Annotated in this window: 13 protein-coding genes and 1 pseudogene; 7 read left to right on the top strand and 7 right to left on the bottom strand. The window is 61.6% G+C overall.

The features are described from left to right. Window positions 1-64: 64 nt before the first annotated feature. The 4 genes from AB4O22_RS13640 to AB4O22_RS13625 are packed head-to-tail and all read right to left on the bottom strand — an operon-like array spanning window position 65 to window position 4,342. A complete protein-coding gene (locus tag AB4O22_RS13640; RefSeq protein WP_027912346.1) occupies window positions 65-1,210 on the bottom strand; it encodes an ABC transporter ATP-binding protein in 1,146 nt (381 codons plus the stop codon). A 31-nt stretch (window positions 1,211-1,241) separates the two neighbouring features. Beyond that, a complete protein-coding gene (locus AB4O22_RS13635; protein WP_038858890.1) occupies window positions 1,242-2,084 on the bottom strand; it encodes a carbohydrate ABC transporter permease in 843 nt (280 codons plus the stop codon). Then, window positions 2,081-3,046, bottom strand: coding sequence for a carbohydrate ABC transporter permease (locus tag AB4O22_RS13630; RefSeq protein ID WP_038858891.1), 966 nt, complete (start codon window positions 3,044-3,046; stop codon window positions 2,081-2,083). The genes AB4O22_RS13635 and AB4O22_RS13630 overlap by 4 nt, the downstream gene beginning before the upstream one ends. Before the next feature lie 21 nt (window positions 3,047-3,067). Next, on the bottom strand, window positions 3,068-4,342 hold the full coding sequence (locus AB4O22_RS13625; protein ID WP_038858892.1) for an ABC transporter substrate-binding protein: 1,275 nt from the start codon (window positions 4,340-4,342) through the stop codon (window positions 3,068-3,070). A gap of 170 nt (window positions 4,343-4,512) precedes the next feature. Between AB4O22_RS13625 and AB4O22_RS13620 the strand changes: the two genes are divergently transcribed. Further along, window positions 4,513-6,069 (top strand): carbohydrate porin, encoded by a 1,557-nt coding sequence (locus AB4O22_RS13620; protein WP_027912344.1) that lies wholly within the window; start codon window positions 4,513-4,515, stop codon window positions 6,067-6,069. A 265-nt stretch (window positions 6,070-6,334) separates the two neighbouring features. On the opposite strand, the gene kdgR is transcribed toward AB4O22_RS13620, so the two are convergent. Further along, entirely contained in the window at window positions 6,335-7,117 is a 783-nt protein-coding gene (gene kdgR / locus AB4O22_RS13615) for a DNA-binding transcriptional regulator KdgR (RefSeq protein ID WP_003200849.1), read from the bottom strand. A gap of 153 nt (window positions 7,118-7,270) precedes the next feature. Between kdgR and AB4O22_RS13610 the strand changes: the two genes are divergently transcribed. The 6 genes from AB4O22_RS13610 (at window position 7,271) to uxuA (ending at window position 14,642) form a co-directional block, all read left to right on the top strand. Beyond that, complete coding sequence (locus tag AB4O22_RS13610) at window positions 7,271-8,272, top strand: sugar kinase (protein WP_038856084.1); 1,002 nt, start codon at window positions 7,271-7,273, stop codon at window positions 8,270-8,272. 4 nt (window positions 8,273-8,276) lie between these two features. Further along, window positions 8,277-9,488: a D-mannonate dehydratase ManD gene (gene manD / locus AB4O22_RS13605; protein WP_003200855.1), complete on the top strand. Its 1,212-nt coding sequence runs from the start codon at window positions 8,277-8,279 to the stop codon at window positions 9,486-9,488. 54 nt (window positions 9,489-9,542) lie between these two features. Continuing rightward, window positions 9,543-10,574: a Zn-dependent oxidoreductase gene (locus AB4O22_RS13600; RefSeq protein WP_460096486.1), complete on the top strand. Its 1,032-nt coding sequence runs from the start codon at window positions 9,543-9,545 to the stop codon at window positions 10,572-10,574. A 78-nt stretch (window positions 10,575-10,652) separates the two neighbouring features. Further along, a complete protein-coding gene (locus AB4O22_RS13595) occupies window positions 10,653-11,945 on the top strand; it encodes an MFS transporter (RefSeq protein WP_003200859.1) in 1,293 nt (430 codons plus the stop codon). Between the two features lie 17 nt (window positions 11,946-11,962). Beyond that, the gene (locus AB4O22_RS13590) at window positions 11,963-13,420 is read left to right on the top strand and encodes a mannitol dehydrogenase family protein (protein WP_460105590.1); all 1,458 of its coding nucleotides are present in this window, start codon (window positions 11,963-11,965) and stop codon (window positions 13,418-13,420) included. A 16-nt stretch (window positions 13,421-13,436) separates the two neighbouring features. Next, window positions 13,437-14,642 (top strand): mannonate dehydratase, encoded by a 1,206-nt coding sequence (uxuA, locus tag AB4O22_RS13585; RefSeq protein ID WP_003200863.1) that lies wholly within the window; start codon window positions 13,437-13,439, stop codon window positions 14,640-14,642. Between the two features lie 111 nt (window positions 14,643-14,753). Here uxuA and AB4O22_RS13580 read toward each other — a convergent pair. Both AB4O22_RS13580 and AB4O22_RS13575 read right to left on the bottom strand, forming a co-directional pair. After that, window positions 14,754-15,460, bottom strand: a pseudogene (locus tag AB4O22_RS13580) (FadR/GntR family transcriptional regulator). 91 nt (window positions 15,461-15,551) lie between these two features. Next, window positions 15,552-17,078 (bottom strand): UxaA family hydrolase, encoded by a 1,527-nt coding sequence (locus AB4O22_RS13575; RefSeq protein ID WP_460096483.1) that lies wholly within the window; start codon window positions 17,076-17,078, stop codon window positions 15,552-15,554. Window positions 17,079-17,081 lie beyond the last annotated feature (3 nt).

The following is a 17,081-nucleotide window of genomic DNA, read 5'->3' as shown; positions in this document are numbered from 1 at the left end:
CAGCGCCTGCTGCGCATGTTCAAGGGGGAGGGCATGGGTGCATTCATGGCATTCACAGACACAGTCATAGGGCGCCTGCTTTTGGCGAGCGCTGCGGGACGTCCTCCGGGAGGACTTCAATAACAGCAGGATGGCGTCTCAAGGCCGTGCCATCCGCGTCGAACAGATGCACGCTGCCGAACGCCAGTTGCAGTTCAACCCGATCGCCCACTCGCCATCCGGCGTTGACTTCGCAGCGACAGATCAACGGTTCATCCTCGCCTGACTCCAGGTGCACGTAGGTTTCGCTGCCCAGGTATTCGACCCCGACCACGACGATGCCGGCGCTGCCTTGCGCCGCTTTGAGCGACACGTGTTCCGGGCGAATCCCCAAGGTCAATGGGCTGTTCGCCGCCAGGTGGGCGCTGTCGAAGGGAAGGGGCGTCATGCCCAATAAAGGGCTGTCGATCTGGCTGGTTTCACCTGGGGTGTGCAGGTGCGCCGGCAGAAAGTTCATCTTGGGCGAACCGAGGAAACCGGCGACAAAGCGGCTGGCCGGATGCTCATAGAGTTCGCGTGGCGAGCCGACCTGCTCGATGCGGCCGCCATTGAGCACGACAATCTTGTCGGCCAGGGTCATCGCTTCAACCTGGTCGTGGGTCACGTAGATCATGGTCGAGCCCAGTCGTCCATGCAGCCGGGCGATTTCGTTGCGCATCTGCACGCGCAAGGAGGCGTCGAGGTTGGACAGCGGCTCGTCGAACAGCAGGATGTCCGGTTCCCGCGCCATGGCCCGGCCCATGGCCACCCGCTGGCGCTGTCCACCCGACAGTTCCCGTGGTTTGCGCTGCAGCAGTTTGTCCAACTGCAGGATCTGCGCGGTTTTCAGCACTCGCTCGCGCAGGCTGGTCTTTTCGGTCTTTGCCAGTTTGAGGCCAAAGCTGATGTTGTCGTAGACGCTCATATGCGGGTATAGCGCATAGGACTGGAACACCATGCCGACGCCACGCTCGCGCGGTTCCAGGTCATTGACCCGGCGTCCGTCGATCAGCAGGTCGCCGTCACAGATCGAATCCAGTCCGGCGATCAGTCGCAGCAAGGTCGACTTTCCGCAGCCCGAAGGGCCGACGAAAACCACGAATTCACCCGCCGAGATTTCCAGGCTGACGTCGCGAAGAATGCGTGCGCCGCCCAATTGTTTGTTCACGTTGTCCAGCTTCAACTTGATCACGATGCTGTTCCTTTCTTGTCTGTGTTGGGCCTCAACCCTTTAACGCGCCGGCAGTGAGGCCGGAAACGATGCGGCGCTGGAAGATCAGCACCAGAATCACCAATGGGACGGTGACCAGCACCGACGCCGCCATCAGCAAGCCCCAAGGCAGTTCATGTGGGCTGCCGCCGGAAATCAGCGCGATGGCGACCGGGACCGTGCGTTGCGAGTCGGTCAGGGTGAAGGTCAGGGCAAACAGGAACTCGTTCCAGGCGGCGATGAAGGCCAAAAGCCCCGTGGTGACCAGTGCCGGCCAGAGCAGCGGCAACAGCACGCGGGTCAGCGTGACCCAAGGTGACGCACCGTCCATGATCGCGGCCTCTTCCAGTTCATGAGGCAGTTGGCCCATGAAGGTGGTCAGCACCCAGACGGTGAAGGGCAGGGTGAAAATCGTGTAGCTCAGGATCAACGCCCAGGACGTGTTGTACAGGCCCAGGGCACGTATCACTTCGAACAATCCCGACAGCACCGCGACTTGTGGAAACATCGAGACGCCCAGGACCATCATCAACACCACGCCACGTCCGCGAAACTTCACGCGGCCCAGGGCATAGGCGGCGGTCAGGCTGAGGAACAACGCCAGCGCGACCACGCTCAGCGCAACCACCAGCGAGTTGCCGATGGCCCGCAGGAACGAGGCCTGGCTCAGCACGGCGGCATAGTTGGAGAAGTCGGGGTTGTCGATCCAGTAGCTCACCTGGAACAATGCGCTGGACGGCTTCAGCGACGTCACGATGGCGTAGTAGAACGGGAAGACCGCATACAGCAGCAAGATCCCGATCAGGCACCAGAACCCGGCGCGCAGCAGGGCTTTTTTCAGCAGGCGCGGGCTCATGAGCGAACCTCCAGCTGACGGCGTCCGAGGTACAGGTAAGCCATGGCGATGACCGCTACGACCAGGAACAGCAAGGTCGAAGCGGCGCTGCCGTAACCGACGTCCTGGAATTCCACCAGGTGCTGGCGGGCATAGACCGACATGCTCATGGTGCTCGATGAGTTCGAGGTCAGCACATAGATGACGTCGAACACCCGCAAGGAATCGAGGATGCGGAAGATCGCCGCCACCAGCAGTGCCGGCATCAACAGCGGCAGGGTGACCCACCAGAATACTTTCACCGGGTGAATGCCATCGACCCTGGCGGCTTCGTAGCAGTCGCTGGGCAACATCTGCAAGGCCGCCAGCATCAGCAGCGTGACGAAAGGCACGGTCTTCCAGACGTCGACGATGATCACTGCCCACATCGACAGGTCCGCGTCGGCTGTCCAGGCCAGGGGCGCATCGATCAGACCGAGGCCGAGCATCAGGTGATTGATGATGCCGAACTGGTCGTTGAGCATCCATGACCAGATTTTCGCCGAGACGATGGTCGGGATCGCCCAGGGGATCAGGATCAACGCCCGCACCAGCGCGCGTCCGGTGAACTTGACGTTCAGCAGCAACGCCACCATCAGCCCTAGTACGATTTCCAATCCCACTGACACCACGGTGAAATGCAAGGTGTTGCGCACCGCGTTCCACCACTGTGGATCGACCAGGATGCCCGACCAGCCGGCGCTGCTGTGATACAGATAATTGCTCAAGCCGACAAAGCTTGCATCGCCCGTGTCGGCCAGGCTGGCGTCGGTCAGGCTGAACCAGAATGTGCGCAGCAGCGGCCAGGCCGCCACCAGGGCCAGGCATAGCAACATCGGGCTCAGGAACAGCCAGGCGGCGCGAACGCGACGGCGTTGTACCGGCGTTTCCCGAGTGAGCAGGTACTCGTCGTCGCCGGGGGCGAGTGTAGTGGAGACAGACATGGTGATTTCCTTCCTTGTGGCTTACCAGTTCCGGCGTTTGATGCGCGTGAGTTCGCTTTCCAGTTCGGCCAGCGCCTGATCGACCGGCCGTTCGTCCGCCAGCACGCCGTGCACTTGATCGAAGAACGCATTGGAGACCCGTGGATAGCGGTCGGCGGTGATTGAAGCAGGGCGCATGACCCCATCATTGAGGATGCTGCGCAGTTGGCTGTAGTACGGCATGGCGGCGAGCAACTCGGGATCCTGGTAGAGCGACTCGATCACCGGGTTGTAGGCACCCACCAGGGCGCGGTGTTTCTGCTGTTGGGCGCTGCTCAGGTAGCTCACCAGTTCTGCGGCGAGCTTGGGGTTGGCGCTGTAGCGCGACACCGCCAGGCCCCAGCCACCGAGGGTGGACGCATGGGTGCCCGTCGCGCCGCCGCGGGGCAGGGGAGCGACGCCGACCTTGTCCTTCACGACGCTGTCCTGGCTTTGCACCAGGGCCCAGACATAAGGCCAGTTACGCATGAACAACGCATTGCCCGACTGGAAGACGCCGCGTCCTTCTTCCTCGGTGTAATTGAGTACGCCACGCGGGGAGATGTCTCCCACCCAGCTTTTGGCCAGGGTCAATGCGGCCCTCGAGGCCTGGCTGTTGACCACGATGTTGCCTTGCGCGTTGACCAGCCCGCCTTGCGGCTGGCTGCTGATCCACTCCAGTGCGTTACACGTCAGACCTTCGTAGGCGCGCCCCTGGAATACATAACCCCAGGCATTGGCGTTCCCGGCATCGCGTTCGGCCTGCTGGACAGCCCTGGCAGTCGTGGTCATTTCTTCCCAGGTCTGGGGCACGGGCTTGTTGTACTTCTCGAGCAGGTCCTTGCGGTAATACAGCAGCCCCGAGTCGGTGAACCACGGCATGGTCACCAGGCGCCCGTTCACCGTGGCGTTGTCCACCTGGGCCTGGAAGTAACCTTGGGTCGCGTTGGCAGGAAGCACCTCGCGCAGGTCCATCAAGTGCTTGGCAAGCATCCCCGGCCACACCATGTCGATCTGGATGATGTCGATGTCGCTGGATTGCGCACTGAGGATCTGTTGGTAGAACGACAACCGCTCGGTCGCCGAGTTAGGCGTGGAAACCACTTCGACGCTGTTGCCGGTCTGCTTCGACCACGCCTCGACGGCCTCCTTGCACAGTTGCAATTCAGCACCCACGGCACCGCAGGAAATCGTCAGGCTGGCGGCTGTGGAGAGGGATGGAAACCCGACGCACAGGCCGAGCAGTGCCGCTGGAAGGATCGATTTGAGCTGTTTCATAAAGCCCTCTTTATTTTTGTTTTTAGAAAAGTTAACGTTAACATCGCCAAATGTAGCAGTGTATTTGCGATGAGGCATCCTTTTTTTCCTTTGGTTTGACAATTCAGAACCTGGGCGAAAAAGACCGGTCGCGGCAACAGAACAATAAAAACAAAACAGGGAAAATCCACATGCAGAAAGCATCAAGCTGGCTACTCGCAGGCGTGCTCGGCGCCGCGGCGACCACTTCTCAGGCCGCGACTCTGGAAGAGCGCATGGCCGCGTTCGAGGCCCGTGCCAGCGCAGCGGAAAAACGCGCAGCCGCCGCCGAACAGCAAACCCAGGCACTCGCCAGGGAATTGCAGCAACTCAAACTCGCCACGCCCGCCACACAACCGGTGGCGTCCGCTGCTACGGTCCCCACGCTCGATGCTCGCCTGGCAAAACTCGAAGCCAGCCAGCAAAGCACGGCGAAGCAGGGCAGTGGCGCACACCTTACCGACGGCTTCAGCTTCAAGGGCTATGCTCGCTCCGGGTTGCTGATCAATGATGGGTTGGGCGGTGGTCGTGGCGGTCCGTACACCACTCCGGCCGGTTCTGTGGGTGGCGCTGTCGGGCGACTCGGCAACGAGGACGACACCTACATGCGCATCGACCTGTCGAAAGAGCAGTACGCGCAGAACGGCACCCACTCCAAGTTCACGGTGTCCATCGCCGATGGTGTGGAGAGCTCCAACGACTGGACCGCCGATGAAAGCAACCTGAACGTGCGCCAGGTGTTTACCGAACTCGATCACCTCGCGGCATTCAAGGGCAATTCGATGTTCGAAAACTCGACCCTGTGGGCCGGCAAGCGCTTCGATCGGGACAATTTCGACATCCACTGGCTGGACTCCGACGTCGTCTATCTGGCCGGCACCGGTGGCGGCATCTACGATATACAGATGACCAAGGACTGGCGCTCGAACTACTCATTGATCGGTCGCAACTACGGGGATTTCAGCGAGGGTGGCGTCAATGCCGATGTGGAAAGCTACATCCTGACGTCCAACCAGTTTTTCGACGGTGGCCAGTGGCAGTGGATGTTCAACGCCATCGGCTCGAAGAAAAACGACTTTGCTACCCGCACCAACGAGGCGGGGCTGACGCCGGCCGATTCCGGCTTGCACAGCATGGTCGCCAATCACCAGAAAAACTTTTTCGGCCGCGAGGGCTTCTTCAAGACGGCGCTGCTCTATGGGCAGGGCCTGGGGGCTGAGGTCAAGAACGTTGGCTCGGATGGCGAGCTGATCGATGATGCTCGTGCCCTGCGTCTGGCGCTCTACGGCGAGACCCCTATAGCGTCCGGCTGGCGCATCGGCCCGAGCCTGCTGGCTGAACAAAGCAAGGACCGCTACGTCAAGGGCGACGACTACCGTTGGATGACCCTGAACGTGCGGTTGGCCAATGAAATCAACAGCAATTTCGAGATGGCCTACGAGATGAGCTGGCAAACCATGAAGCTGGACCCCAAGGGTTACCTGCAACGCAATGCGGTCGACGGCAACTTCTGGAAGTTCACGGTCGCCCCGACCTTCAAGCCTGACCTGGGCGATCTGCTCACGCGTCCTGAGCTACGCCTGTTCGCCAGCGTGATGAACTGGTCGTCGGACCTGGACCGGTACAGCACCACGGATTCCTTCGGCAAGACTGACTTCAACGCCGGCGGTGTCTGGCAGTACGGCATCCAGATGGAAACCTGGTTCTGATGCCGGCCAGTTGAAACCTGTGGGAGCGAGCTTGCTCGCGATAGCGGTGGATCAGCCTGCAATGATGTTGGGTGTGCCGACACCTTCGCGAGCAAGCTCGCTCCCACAGTTTTACCGAGTTGCTCACAGACCTTGCGTACGCCACACCCCTTGTGGGAGCGAGCCTGCTCGCGAAAGCGGTGGATCAGTTTGCAATGATGTTGGGTCTGCCGACGCCTTCGCGAGCAGGCTCGCTCCCACAGGGGCTTTGCTTGACTGATGGGTATTACCGCGCATGCCAGCCCAACTGGCTTGAGATCTGTTGGGTGGCTTGCATCAGTTGCTTGACGTAGTCCTGCTTCAACTCTTCCCTGAAGCGAAAGCAGGGAAATGAAACGCTCATCCCGCCGATCACATGGCCAAAACGGTCGCGGATCGGTGCCGCCAGGCAACGCATGTTGTCTTCGAACTCTTCATGGTCCTCGGCATAGCCTTGCTGGCGGACGGTCTCCAGTTCCTGCAGATACGCTTCGGCACTGGTCAAGGTATTGGCCGTGCGACGCTCGAAGCTTTCCTGCGCCAAGTGCGCCAGCAACTCCTCTTCTTCAAGCCAGGCCATCAGCACCTTGCCGATGCCGGTGCAGTACAACGGCGCCCGCCGGCCGATGCGCGAGTACATGCGCAGGTTGTACTTGGAGTCGATCTTGTGCACGTAGACGATGCTGCCTTCGTCGAGAATCCCCAGGTGGACGGTTTCGCCGGTCAGCTCGTTGATCCGCCGCATACCCGGCTCCGCTTCCCGGACGATGTCCAGGTGGGGCAGGGCCTGGGCCCCCAGTTCAAACAGCCGGACGCTGAGGCGATAGCGATCCTCGGCGTCCTGCACCACATACCCACGCGCCTTGAGCGACTGCAGGAAGCGATAGACCGTGGCCTTGGACATGTCCAGCTTGTTGGCGATTTCCGAGACGCCGCTTTCTTCCGGATGCTCGGCCAGTGCCTCGAGCACGGCCATGGTCCGGCCAACCGCCGACACCAGATCGTTGTTTGGAATGACGCTGTTGTCCATGAAGGCTCCAACGTGAAAGTAAAACCCAAGGATATACGCAAGCAGAACAAAACGCTGTTTCATTTTTGCTTGACGAGGCGGCAAATCTGACTAGACTCGGGCCTTGAGATAAAAATGAAACGCCGTTTTAAAAACAAGAAAGGCGCGTTGATTATGGATGTAACGCTTAACCATGGCCCAGAGACCCGCTTCGCCCGCCCGATGAAGGTGGCGTTGGTGGGGGAATGCATGATCGAGATGCGCGGTGAACCGGGTGCCGCGATCACGCAGACCTTCGGTGGCGATACGCTCAACACCGCGGTCTACCTGGCGCGATTGAATCTGCGTGGCGCAGTGGCCGTGGACTACGTGACGGCCGTGGGCTGCGATGCGTTCAGCGTTGCCATGCGCCGCTCCTGGCTGGACGAAGGGATCGGCGATGCCCATGTCCGCGTGATCGAAGACGCGCTGCCGGGGCTGTATTTCATCCAGACCGATCCCCACGGCGAGCGGCGTTTCCTTTACTGGCGCGGGGAGGCGGCGGCGCGGCGCATGTTCGAGGGCCCCAAGGCAGAGGTCATGCTCGAAGCACTGGCTGATTACGACTACGTCTACCTGAGCGGCATCAGCCTGGCGATCCTCACGCGAGAAGGGCGCCAACGCCTGATCCAGGCCTTGCACCTGGCGCGCCGAGCCGGCACGCGCATCGTCTTCGACAACAACTACCGTCCCCACCTCTGGCCCGATCCTGAAACGGCCCGGCAGGCCTACCGCGACCTGTTGCAGATGACCGACCTGGCCCTGGTCACCTGGGAAGATGACGCGGCCCTGTTCGGCTATCGCGACACGGAGGCCTTGTTCAGTGCCTACGCCCAGGCGGGAGTCCGCGAAGTGGCCCTCAAGCGCGGCGCCGCCAGCTGTTTGATCCAGTGCCCGACAGGGCGTTTCGAAATACCCGCGCAAACCGTCGTCCATGTCATCGACACCACCGCTGCCGGTGATTCGTTCAACGCCGCCTACCTGGCCTGTCGCCTGCGTGGCGGCGATCCAGAGCAGGCCGCCCGCTGGGGCCATCGCCTGGCTGCCCAGGTCGTCCAATACCGAGGTGCGCTGATTCCCCAAGCGGCGATGCCGAACATGGGCACGTCCTCACTCCCTTCTGTTGCACAGGTCTGACTTTATGAAAATTGTTGAAGCGCGCGTCATCGTGACCTGCCCGGGTCGCAACCTGGTCACCTTGAAAATCGTCACCGACGAGGGCCTCTACGGCATTGGCGATGCGACGTTGAATGGCCGCGAACTGGCGGTGGTCGCTTATCTGGAGGAGCACGTGCTGCCCGCGCTGATCGGCCGCGACGCCCACCGCATCGAAGACATCTGGCAGTACCTGTATCGCGGTGCGTACTGGCGCCGGGGGCCGGTGACCATGACCGCCATTGCCGCCGTCGACGTGGCGCTCTGGGACCTCAAGGCCAAGGCCGCGAACATGCCGTTGTACCAGTTGCTCGGTGGCAAGAGCCGCGAGCGGGTGATGGTCTATGGGCATGCCACCGGCAAGGACATCGAAGGGTGCCTGGACGAAGTCGCCCGTCACGTCGAGCTGGGCTATAAAGCCGTGCGTGTGCAATGCGGTGTGCCCGGCATTGCCACCACCTACGGCGTCGCCAAGCGCAGCGGTGAGCGCTATGAGCCGGCCGACAGCGACCTGCCCGCCGAACACGTCTGGGACACCGCCAAATACCTCAACTACGTCCCCAAGTTGTTCGCCGCCGTGCGCGAACGCTTTGGCGATGACCTGCATATCCTCCACGACGTGCACCATCGCCTGACGCCCATCGAAGCCGGGCGCCTGGGCAAGGCCGTGGAACCGTACAACCTGTTCTGGCTGGAAGACTGTACACCGGCCGAAAACCAGCAGAGCTTTCGCCTGATTCGCCAGCACACCACCACACCGTTGGCCGTTGGCGAGGTGTTCAACTCCATCCATGACTGCCGCGAGTTGATCCAGGAACAATTGATCGACTACATCCGCACGACGCTGGTGCATGCCGGCGGCATTACCCATGTGCGGCGTATTGCCGATTTCGCCGCGCTGTTCCAGGTGCGCACCGGCTTTCACGGCGCCACCGACCTGTCACCGGTGTGCATGGGCGCGGCGCTGCATTTCGATACCTGGGTGCCCAACTTCGGCATCCAGGAACACATGCCTCACGAAGACCGCATCGATGAAGTCTTCCCCCATGCCTATCGCTTCGAGGACGGCCATTTCACGCCGGGCGAAACACCGGGACATGGCGTCGACATCGATGAAGACCTTGCCCGCCAATACCCCTACAAGCGCGCCAGCCTGCCGGTCAACCGTCTTGAAGACGGCACGCTGTGGCATTGGTGAAACGCTTTTAACCCTTTGAGCAAACGGGGCGAATGTCCCGTCAGGAGTGACCCGATGAAAGCGTTCCAGGTAAGAGCACCCTTCGAGTTCGGGTTGGCCGAGGTCGACCGACCGCAGCTCGCCCGAGGCGAGGTCCAGGTCGATGTGGCGTATGCCGGCATCTGTGGCTCGGACATGCACATCATTCATGGGCAGAACGCATTCGTGCGTTTCCCCCGTGTCACCGGCCATGAGTTCTCCGGGGTGGTCCGGCAAGTCGGCGACGGTGTCGAACACCTGCAAGTGGGTGACCGAGTGTGCGTCGATCCGGTGATCAGTTGCGGTACCTGTTATCCCTGCCGGATTGGCCGACCGAATGTCTGCACCCACCTGCAAGTGATCGGCGTGCATCGTGACGGTGGTTTCAGCGAGCAGGTGTGCGTACCGGCCGAGAACGCACACCGCTTGCCCGATTCGATGTCCCTCAGCCACGGCGCCCTGGTCGAGCCTTACTCCATTGCCTTGAACGTGCTGGATCGGATGCAGCCTCATCCGGGCGACAGCGTGCTGATCTACGGTGCCGGGGTGATCGGCCTGACCCTGGTGCAGATGGCCCGGGCGCTGGGATTGACCGACATCACCGTGACCGATGTCATCGACAGCCGCCTGGAGACGGCGCGGGCGCTGGGCGCCAGCCGGACCCTCAACGGCCAGCAAGTCGACGTCGAGGCCACGATGCGTGAATTGACTCAAGGTGAAGGTGTGCCGTTGATTGTCGATGCCGCCTGCATTCCGGCACTCATGCCGCAGATGGTGCGCCTGGCTTCGCCGGCCGGCCGCATCGGGTTGCTGGGGTTCAATGCCACGCCGAGTGATCTGGTGCAGTTGGAAATGATCAAGAAGGAACTGACCCTGGTGGGCTCGCGGCTCAATAACCGCAAGTTCCCGCGGGTGATCGAACTGATCGCCAGTGGCAAGTTGCAGGTCCAGGACCTGATCAGCCATCGCGTCAGCTTCGACGAAATGCCTGGCGCCATCGACCTGATCGAAAAACATCCCGAGCAAACCCGAAAAATACTGGTGGAACTGACGAACGCCCATCCCTGAGCTGTCTGTACCACCGGTTTCATCGTGCCTGTCATGGGCACCCTCACCGAATAAACACAACAAGCGGGAGGTTCCACCATGTTTGGTCAAGGACGTAGCTTAATCATCATCATGCTGTTCCTGGCCGGGGTCATCAATTACCTCGACCGGTCGGCATTGTCTGTGGCGGCGCCTTTCATCCAGAAAGACTACGGTCTGAGTACGGGTGAGATGGGCATGATCTTCAGTAGTTTCTTCGTCGGTTATGCCGCTTTCAACTTCATCGGTGGCTGGGCCGCCGACCGCTACGGCGCCAAGACCACGTTGCTGCTGGCCATGGTCCTGTGGTCGTTGTTCAGCGGCCTCACCGTGTTGACGGTGGGCTTCGCTTCGCTGGTACTTATCCGGATCCTGTTCGGCATGGGTGAAGGACCGCTGAGCGTCACCACCAGCAAGATGGTCAACAACTGGTACACCCCCAAGCGCCGGGCGCGGGCGATTGGCACCTCGATGTCCGGCACGCCGCTGGGCGGGGCGATTTCCGGTCCGGTGGTGGGCTTTATCGCCGTCACCTACGGCTGGAAGATGTCGTTCATCATCATCATGGTGATCGGCCTGGTCTGGGCGGCGGTGTGGTTCAAGTTCGTCAAGGAAAGGCCAGAAGGCGAGGGTGCCGAGGAGATTCTGCGGGCCGAGGGGCAAAGCGAGTTGGCAGCACAACCGGTGTTCCCACTGCGCTTCTACCTCAAGCAGCCAACGGTGCTGTTCACCTCCCTGGCGTTCTTTTCCTATAACTACACCTTATTCTTCTTCCTGACCTGGTTCCCCAGCTACCTGACCATGGCCCACGGCCTGAACGTCAAGGACATGAGCATCGCCACGGTCATTCCCTGGGTGCTGGGTTTCCTCGGCCTGGCCTTGGGCGGTTTCATCTCCGACTTTGTGTTCAAGAAAACCGGAAAGATGATGTTCTCCCGCAAGGTGGTGCTGGTGACCTGCCTGCTGGCCTGCGCCGTTTGCATCGCCTGTGCGGGGATGGTCAAGACCCTGTATCCGGCGGTCATCCTCGTCGCCTTGGCGGTGTTCTTCCTGTACCTCACCGGTGCCATCTACTGGGCGATCATCCAGGACACCGTCCCGGCGGCGCGGGTGGGCGGCGTCAGCGGTTTCATGCATTTCCTGGCTAACACCTCGGGCATTGTCGGCCCGACCCTGACGGGCTTCCTGGTGCAGTTCACCGGCTCGTTCACCAGTGCATTCCTGCTGGCGGGGCTGTTGACCGTGATCGGTGCCGTGTGTGTGGCGCGCTACGTGAAACCGCTGTCGGTGGCCGATACCGGCAACGCGGCGGCACAAAGCTCGCAACCCGCTTCGGCCCTGGGCCATCCCTGAACAGAAGGAGTGAGTCGATGCCTGTTGTGAAACGTGTACCTTGCACCGGGACTGCAGCGCAGATCGGTATCGTGCACCTGGGCCTGGGCGCGTTTCACCGCGCGCACCAGGCGGTCTACCTGCAACGCCATCTCAATCGCCATGGCGAAAGTGACTGGGGATTGTGCAGCGCCAACCTGCGCTCCAATCGCACCTTGGTCGAGCAATTGCGCGTGCAGGACGGCCGCTACCATGTGGCCGAGTACCGCGACCGCGAGCAGGTGACCCTGCGTGAAATCGGGGTGTTGCGCCAGGCCTTGTATGTGGGCGAGGGCGGTGATGAATTGGAGCAGTTGCTGCAGCGCATGGCTGCGCCGCAAACGCGGATCGTCACGCTCACCGTCACCGAAAAAGGCTACTGCCTGAGCCCTTCCTCCGGGCAGTTGCGCCGCGAAGATCCGACGATTGCCCATGACATCGAGCAGCCACAAACGCCGCGCTCGGCCCCCGGCATTGTCCTTGAGGCCTTGCGTCGCCGTCGCGCGGCAGGCATTCCGGCCTTCACCGTGTTGTGCTGTGACAACATGCCCGACAACGGCCAGCGCACCCGCCAGGCTGTGAGCGCCTTGGCGGCGTTGCAGGATGAGGCGCTGGCACAGTGGGTCGAGCAACAGGTGACGTTTCCCAGCTGCATGGTCGATCGCATCGTGCCGGCCATGGACGACGAGTCCTTCCGTCGGCTGGAGCAGCAACTGGACTGCCACGACCGCGCGGCAGTGGTCTGTGAAAGTTTCAGCCAGTGGGTGATCGAGGATCACTTTCCCCTCGGCCGCCCGGACTGGGAAGTGGAAGGCGTGCAGATGGTCGACGATGTGCGTCCGTTTGAAACCATGAAACTGCGCATGCTCAATGGCAGCCATTCATTGCTGGCCTACGTAGGGCTGCTGGCCGGCCATGAGTCGGTCTTCGACGCCGTCAGCGACGTGAAGCTGGCGCGCCTCCTCGAGCGTTACATGGCCGAGGAAGCCGCACCCACCCTGGACATGCCGGCCGGCATCGATCTTTCGGTGTATGCCCACGACCTGCGGGCGCGCTTTGCCAACGACAGCCTGCAACATCGCTTGCGCCAGATCGCCATGGACGGCTCGCAGAAACTGCCGCAACGCTGGTTGCTCGGCGCGCAGCAATTGCTCGACCAAGGGCGCAGCATCGACTGTACCGCCCTGGGCATCGCGGCCTGGATTCACTACTGCACGCAACCGTTGCCTGGTCAGTCGATGCACGTGATCGACGACCCGCTGAGCGCAACCTTTGCCGATCTTGCGGGACGCTTCGAGGGCGCATCGCGGGTGAATGCTTTCCTCGACCTGGATGAAGTCTTCCCGCCGCAACTGGCGGCTCGCGCAGAGTTTCGCGATGCCGTGCACCGCGCCTATCGCACCCTGGTCCGCGATGGTGTGGACAGCCTGTTGCCCGCCCTTGCCGCACTCAACTGATAACAAGGAGAAGAACATGGAACAGACATGGCGTTGGTTTGGCCCCAAAGACCCGATTTCCCTGGCGGACGTTCGCCAAACCGGTGCGACCGGCATCGTCACCGCGCTGCACGAAATCCCCAATGGCCAGGTGTGGCCAGTGGAGGCCATTGCGGCGCGCAAGCAGATGATCGAAGCGGCCGGCTTGAGCTGGTCGGTGGTGGAAAGCATTCCGGTGCACGAAGACATCAAGCGCGGCTGTGGGCGGCGCGACGAATACATCGCCAACTACCAGCAAAGCGTGCGCAACCTGGCGAGCTGCGGCATCGATATCGTCTGCTACAACTTCATGCCGGTGCTGGACTGGACGCGTACCGACCTGGCCTATGAGCTGGCGGATGGCGGTTGGGCACTGCGTTTCGATCAAACCGCATTCGCTGCTTTTGACCTGTTCATCCTCCAGCGCCCGGCTGCGCAGGCCGAATACAGCGCCGAGGATATCCAGCAAGCCAAGGCCTACTTCGAACAACTGTCACCGACCCAGCGTGAAACCTTGGTCAACACCCTGATCGCGGGCTTGCCCGGCGCCGAGGAGCACTACAGCCTGGACAACTTCCGTGCCTTGCTGCGTACCTACGCCGACATCGACGAGGCCACGTTGCGCGAACACCTGGGGTATTTCCTGCGCGCGGTGATCCCCGTCGCGGAGGAGGTGGGTGTGCGCATGGCGATCCACCCGGACGACCCGCCCCGGGCGCTGCTCGGTTTGCCACGCATCTTGTCCACTGCCGAAGACGCCCAATGGCTGCTGGACGCGGCGCCTAGCCCGGCCAATGGCCTGACGTTCTGCACCGGCTCCTATGGTGTGCGTGAAGACAACGACCTGGTGGCGATGGCCAAGCACTTTGCGCCGTTCATCTACTTCACTCACCTGCGTTCAACTCGCCGGGAAACCGACCCACGCAGCTTCCATGAGGCCCATCACCTGGATGGTGACGTCGACATGGTCGGGGTCATCGCCGCCCTGGTGGCTGAAGAGCGCCGACGTGAGCGCGAAGGTGGCCCGCGCTTGCCGCTGCGTCCAGACCATGGGCATCAATTGCTTGACGATCAACAGCGCAAAAGCAATCCCGGCTACTCGCTGATCGGCCGTCTCAAGGGCTTGGCGGAAATTCGCGGCGTGGAGCTGGCGGTGCGGCAACAGCTGAGCTCTGTAGGAACTGGCGAAGCCTGCGATCTTTGATCGTTCCCACGCTCCTGCGTGGGAGTGTCGCCAGGGACGCTCCGCGTTCCGCTTCCGGGGTGTGACGCAGAGCGTCACGGGATGCATTCCCACGCAGGAGCGTGGGAACGATCAAGCCCCTTCCGGTTCCAGCGCTTGCAGCCAGCGGTTCTCCGAACGGCTCAGATGCTGGCGCATCGAGGTTTGGGCGCCGAGCACATCCTTGTTGGCTACGGCGTGCAGGATCGCCTCATGCTCGACGACCGCAGCTTCCCACGTCAGGGCATTCTCCGAGTGTTTGCTCAGGTGAGCCGAAATCGGGTTGTGTCGTTCATCAAAGAGCGCAGTGATGATCCGGACCAGGGCGGAGTTGCCGCTCATCTTGGCCAGGCGCTGATGGAAGCGACGGTCATCCTCCAGCGGAGGCAGGCCATTGGCGATGCTTGCGCGCATGGCATCGATACAGTCCTGCAAATAGCGGTAGTCGCTTTTCTTGCCATGCAAACACGCCAGGATCACCGACTCACCTTCGATCAAGGCGCGCGCCTGCATCAGTTCCGACGGGCTCTCGCCCAAGGTCATGCTCGGGTTCTTTCCGTCCTTGGGCTTGGCGCGCACGTACACGCCGGAGCCCATCTTGATCTCGATGTCGCCGTCTATTTCCAAGGCAATCAGCGCCTCGCGCAGCGATGGCCTGGAAACCCCCAGCAGTTGGGTCAAGTCACGCTCGGGGGAAGCCTGGAGCCTGCTTTGAAATCCCCCTGGGCGATGTAGTTGCGCAGTTGATCGGCGATTTTCTGGTACGGCTTTCGCTCGGCGGTGTTGATCGGTGAGACCATGGGGTGGCGTCCATCGGAGAATCCGCAAAGGCTACCATAGGCGCTTGATGGTGTTCATTTATGTGGGGAAGGGTTGCAGTGACTCTGCCATTCACATCACCGCGCCGATCTGCCAAGGCAGGAACTCGTTATCGCCCAAGCCGTTTTCCTCACTGCAGGTGCGATGTCCGGACGCCGTCTCCAGCATCAGTCGGAACAACCGCTCTCCCGCCTGCGCCACCGACTCCACGCCATCGACAATGCCGCCGGCGTTGAAATCCATATCCAGTTCCATGCGTTGGAACAGGCGAGTATTGGTGGCGATCTTCAAGGAGGGCGTGGGTTTGCAACCGTAGGTCGAGCCGCGGCCCGTGGTGAAACAGATGAGATTCGCGCCTCCGGCCACCTGGCCGGTCGCGGACACCGGGTCATAGCCGGGTGTGTCCATGAACACGAGGCCCCCGGTATCGACCGTTTCAGCGTATTGGTAGACGCCCATCAGCCCGGTCGCACCGGCTTTCGCCACGGCGCCCAGGGATTTTTCCAGAATGGTGGTGATGCCCCCGGCCTTGTTGCCCGGCGAAGGGTTGTTGTTCATATCGCCGTCGTTGTGGCGCACGTAAGCTTCCCACCAGTGGATCCGCTCCATCAATTTTTCCGCGATTTCGGCAGACGCCGCGCGGGCCGTCAGCAAGTGTTCGGCCCCATAGATTTCCGGCGTTTCCGAAAGAATCGCGGTGCCGCCATGCTGCACCAACAGATCCACGGCCGCGCCGAGTGCCGGATTGGCCGTAATGCCCGAGTAACCATCCGAGCCGCCGCATTGCAAACCGACGCATAAGTGGCTGGCGGCCACGGTCGACCGTTGGTATTGGTTGATGACCGGCAGCATCGCTTCAATATGGGCGATGCCACGGCGCACGGCTTCGCGAGTACCGCCTTCTTCCTGAATGATCAGGCTGGCCTTGAGCACAGCGCGGCGATCTCCCAGTTCATTCATCAACGGGGTCAGTTGGTTGACTTCGCACCCCAGGCCGATCAACAGCACGCCGGCGAAGTTGGCGTGATCGGCATAGCCGCGCAAGGTGCGTTTGAGGATGTCGATGCCTTCACCCTTGGCGCCCATGCCGCAGCCGCTGCCGTGGGTGATCGCCACGACGCCATCGACATTGGGAAAGTCTTTCAGGCGGTCAGAAGAAAAGGCATTGGCGATGTGTTTGCAGACGGTTGCCGAGCAGTTGACGCTGGAAATGACCCCGATGTAATTGCGTGTACCGACGCGCCCATCCTCACGAACGTAACCTTCGAACGTAGCGGGATCATTGCTCAACGAGGTGGGCACATAGACGTTCCGTACACGGTGTTCGGCATTGGAGGCGGACATGTCCAGGTTGTGCACGTGGACGTAATCGCCGGGTTCGATGTCCCGGGTTGCCTGGCCAATGGTCTGCCCGTACTTGAGCACCCGTTGGCCGGCCAACACCGTGCGCAGGGCGATCTTGTGGCCGGACGGAACCGGCTGGCTGGCGGTCAGTGTGATGCCGTCGGCACTCACGTGCTGACCTTTGGCGATATCGCCCCGGGCCACTGCGACATCATCGCCCGGTGCCAGCACAAGCAAAGAAGAAGGCGGGTTCATGTG

It is taken from the genome of Pseudomonas sp. S3_B11, assembly GCF_054667715.1.
The sequence above is the reverse complement of the archived record's forward strand: the minus strand, read 5'-3'. Positions and strand labels throughout refer to the sequence as shown.